4 protein-coding genes are annotated in these 3,294 nt (G+C 72.0%); 1 reads left to right on the forward strand and 3 read right to left on the reverse strand.

What is annotated here, in order from left to right:
• Positions 1 to 549: 549 nt before the first annotated feature.
• Positions 550 to 828, forward strand: a complete 279-nt coding sequence (locus ACWGIU_RS33480; protein WP_453711868.1) for an isoamylase early set domain-containing protein — start codon at positions 550 to 552, stop codon at positions 826 to 828.
• A 578-nt stretch (positions 829 to 1,406) separates the two neighbouring features.
• Here the strand turns inward: ACWGIU_RS33480 and ACWGIU_RS33485 are convergent.
• The 3 genes from ACWGIU_RS33485 to ACWGIU_RS33495 all read right to left on the reverse strand — a co-directional run bounded on the left by ACWGIU_RS33485 (position 1,407) and on the right by ACWGIU_RS33495 (position 3,036).
• A complete protein-coding gene (locus ACWGIU_RS33485) occupies positions 1,407 to 1,586 on the reverse strand; it encodes a hypothetical protein (RefSeq protein WP_453711869.1) in 180 nt (59 codons plus the stop codon).
• A 30-nt stretch (positions 1,587 to 1,616) separates the two neighbouring features.
• Positions 1,617 to 2,072: a DUF6098 family protein gene (locus ACWGIU_RS33490; protein ID WP_453711870.1), complete on the reverse strand. Its 456-nt coding sequence runs from the start codon at positions 2,070 to 2,072 to the stop codon at positions 1,617 to 1,619.
• A gap of 673 nt (positions 2,073 to 2,745) precedes the next feature.
• Complete coding sequence (locus tag ACWGIU_RS33495) at positions 2,746 to 3,036, reverse strand: hypothetical protein (protein WP_453711871.1); 291 nt, start codon at positions 3,034 to 3,036, stop codon at positions 2,746 to 2,748.
• Between the last annotated feature and the right edge of the window lie 258 nt (positions 3,037 to 3,294).

The following is a 3,294-nucleotide window of genomic DNA, read 5'->3' on the forward strand; positions in this document are numbered from 1 at the left end:
TCAACATCGCGAAACACCTCCGGTGGGTTCAGGCAGGAACTGCCCATGCGCTTCAACGTGCTTCCGTTGTAACATGTCGTCGAAAGGATGACAAGTAGCGAGTCACCCTAATGATGACGGCAGGACGCCGACGGCGACGTCTCACAACCCGTCGGTTCCCCTCGCCGAAGACCCGCGCCACCTGCGCGCCCAGGGGAGAAGAACCCGTGTGGCGCACCGTGGCCGTGGCGAGCTGGATTCGGGCCGGCTTCAAGGAGTCGGCACCGGCGCGGAGGGTGTGTACGGGGTCCGGCACGCCTGCGGTGTGCCGGCCCGGGGACGTGGTCGCCCAGGCGCCCCGAACGATCGCCGTGCGGATCAGGGCCCACCCTCCCCCGCAGCCCGCAGTCCTCAGCCCGCAGCAGGGCCGACGGACAGGGTGCCGGCACCGGCCGACGTGATCCGGGTGAGGTGGCCGCGCCGCATGTGCGGGTGCGGGCTGTCGCCCGGGTGCGGAGGATGGGCGCACACTTCCGTCCATCCCCCCAGCACTGTCAGGAGCCGAGCGCCATGCTGGAGCACACGCCTCACGAGGACCGCACCGAGGTCACCTTCGTCCTTCCCGCGGACACGCCGCCGGGGCCGGTCAGCGTGGTCGGTGACTTCAACGACTGGCAGCCCGGCATCCACACCCTGCAGCCGCGCGAGGACGGACGGCGGGCCGTCACGGTCACCCTGGCCAGGGAAGGCGCCCATACCTTCCGGTACCTGGCCGCCGGCGACTACTGGTTCAACGACAACGAAGCCGCCGGTGACCCGGACGGTCCCAACAGCCGACTGCGCACCTGAACGGACCAACCCCGCGTCACCGCCGGGTGGCGCAGACGTGGAAAGGCGCGAGCGGCCGGTCCGAGAGCCTCGGGACGGTACGCGTGTGACGGCCCTGCCGCCTTCATCAGCGGCAGGGCCGAGCCGGCCGGCCGGCTCGGGCGGACGGCGGGCGGGCGGGCGGGCGGGCCGGGTGTGTCACCGGTTGTCTTCGTAGGACCGGCCGACACCGGCCGAGCCGCTCGCGGTAAGCGGCGTTCCCACGGTGGCTGCCCTTGTCGTACGCAGGGGCAGCCTTGATCCGGTACCTGTCCGGGCCGACCAGGATCCTCTCCTGCTTCATGTCGACGCGCACGACGGTCCCGGCAGGCAGCATGACCTCCCTCCCGCTCATCCACGGGCCGGTGTCCACGAGGATGTGGGAAGCGCCGGCTTCCTCGGCGACCTCACCGACGTGCCGTCGCCGGCCTCGGCCTGAAACCCGACCGAGCGGGAGCCGGGCCGGTGATGCGACTCGTGGCTGTGGCTCCACATGCCGGACACGGCCTCCTCCGGGGAGAGGAAGGGCCGCACCGGGGCCTGCCGGCGATCTCACGGCGTCACGGGTGGTCGGGACGCTGCTCAGGCGGGGTGGGACCGCCCGTCTGGGACCGGCTTTCCGGGTCCTCGCCCGCCTTCGTCGGGTTCTTCGGCTGGGCCGCCTTGAGGTGCCTGCTCTCCTGCGGGGTCGCGGCGCCCTTACCACTGCGCCGTGCCTCCGGCTGCTGTGCATCACCCATGATCTCGGTCCTCTCGGAGTGTCGAAGGGGTCACCTGCGGTTGAGCGGCCCCCATACGCCTTGCTGCTGCTTGATCTCCTCTTCCGCTTCGTCGATCACTTTCTGGTCCACCCACCCCAGGGGCTCCACGTCCCGTACGAGGGGTTCGTTGTCAGGCCCGCGCCCGGCCTCCGTGCCAAGGAGCAGCCAGGGCCTGACCCGGGGGTCCTTCACCCGCGGCAGGTGGGAGTAGTCGTACAGCCGTCGCGCGGCCCACGTCCGCAGCGGCCGCTGCCCCCACCAGTCCTCGACGTCCATAGGGCTCGCCGACAGGCCCGGCAGCTCGACACCGGTGAGCTCGTCCCGGCTCGACGCCTCGGGGAAGAGATCGAACTGCGGGCCTCTCGACCAGCGCACATAAAGCCCGTGGCGGCCGGAGAGCAACCTCGTCAGCTCCTCCAACGACCCGATGACCGCCATCCGCGACCGGTCCCTGACCCCGTCCATGAATGGCTGCTACCCAGCCCTTCGCGAGATAGCGGCGTCTGCGGCGTGGGCGGGGCGCACGCGTGCGGGTGCAGCGAGGGGCGACCGGCCGCCGTCGGCTGTACGGAGCCCTGTCGGGTCGGCAGCGGCCGGCCCGCCGGCCGGGCGCCCAGCCCGACACGTGCTCGCGCGGATGGCCACCGGGTGACCCGCCGCGGGCCGGCCGGCGCCTTGTGCCGCGTGCGCGGGCCGCGCCGGCTTCGCTGCGGGCTGTCTGCGCGGGCCTGACGGGACAGGGAGGCGGCCCGCCTCGGAGTGTCCGGTCGGGCTCTTGCCGCTGCCGGGTTCCGAGAGCGCTCGCGGGGGCGGGTGTGCTGCTGTCATACCCCGCTCCTGGAGTCCGGTGCATGACCCGTCCGCTCCTGCCCGCCCGGTGGACGTGGACCGGACCGACAGTGGTTGGGCCGAAGCCGCAGACAACCCCGCAGGTCTGTGCCCCGGCGACGTCGGCGGCGTCTACATCTTCGAATGCCGCACCTGCCCGGATCGCCCCATCGGGCGCTGGTTCGGCTGCTCGTGACCGGCGGACTCCCGCAACCGGGCGCCGGACCTCTGCCGGCCGGAGGCAGGAGCACTTCACGAGTTCTGCGAGATCGCCCTGCCCCCGGGACAGGAACGGCGCGTGGGGGCAAGCTCAGGCGGGGGAATCGTCGTCCCGGGGGACGAGGAGCACTCTCACCTCTCCCACCTCGGCCGACCAGCGCTCCCCCTGCTCAACGGCAGCCCGCCCCTCACCGAGCATCCGCGTGCGGATGTCGCGCGCCGACTCACGCAGTGCCGTCGCCGGGCTGCCGGTCATGGTCGGGTCCCGGTCCAGAATCCGCTGCACCGACCTGTCGAGAGCCGCCACGGCTCCCTCGATGCCGTCCATGCTTCCCCCCGCCGAGCCGACCGACATCACGGTCCAGGCCATCCACAGAGCCATGCTTGAAGAGTAGGACGGGCAGGTGAGCCGCGGCGGGAGCGGAAGCGTGTCGGATCCGTATGTCAGACAGCAGGAAGCCCCCGGTCCGCCGGGACCGGGCCCTGGCCTCCCCCACGGCTGTTCAGCGGCCGGATGCCGGCAAGGCCCCGGCGGCCCCTAGCGCTTTCTAGTGCTGTGGCCGGGAAGGTTTGCCGGGTTGCGGCGTCCGGTGTGGTGCATCGCAAGGCGGAGGGCCGCGGCTCGTACTGGACGTACTCG

The sequence above is a fragment of the Streptomyces sp. NPDC054840 genome (assembly GCF_053611065.1).

Excerpts from the sequence above, each read along its gene's own strand:
- ACWGIU_RS33480 (WP_453711868.1), top strand. The coding sequence starts at position 550 with ATGCTGGAGCACACGCCTCACGAGGACCGCACCGAGGTCACCTTCGTC.
- ACWGIU_RS33485 (WP_453711869.1), bottom strand. The coding sequence starts at position 1,586 with ATGGGTGATGCACAGCAGCCGGAGGCACGGCGCAGTGGTAAGGGCGCC.
- ACWGIU_RS33490 (WP_453711870.1), bottom strand. The coding sequence starts at position 2,072 with ATGGACGGGGTCAGGGACCGGTCGCGGATGGCGGTCATCGGGTCGTTG.
- ACWGIU_RS33495 (WP_453711871.1), bottom strand. The coding sequence starts at position 3,036 with ATGGCTCTGTGGATGGCCTGGACCGTGATGTCGGTCGGCTCGGCGGGG.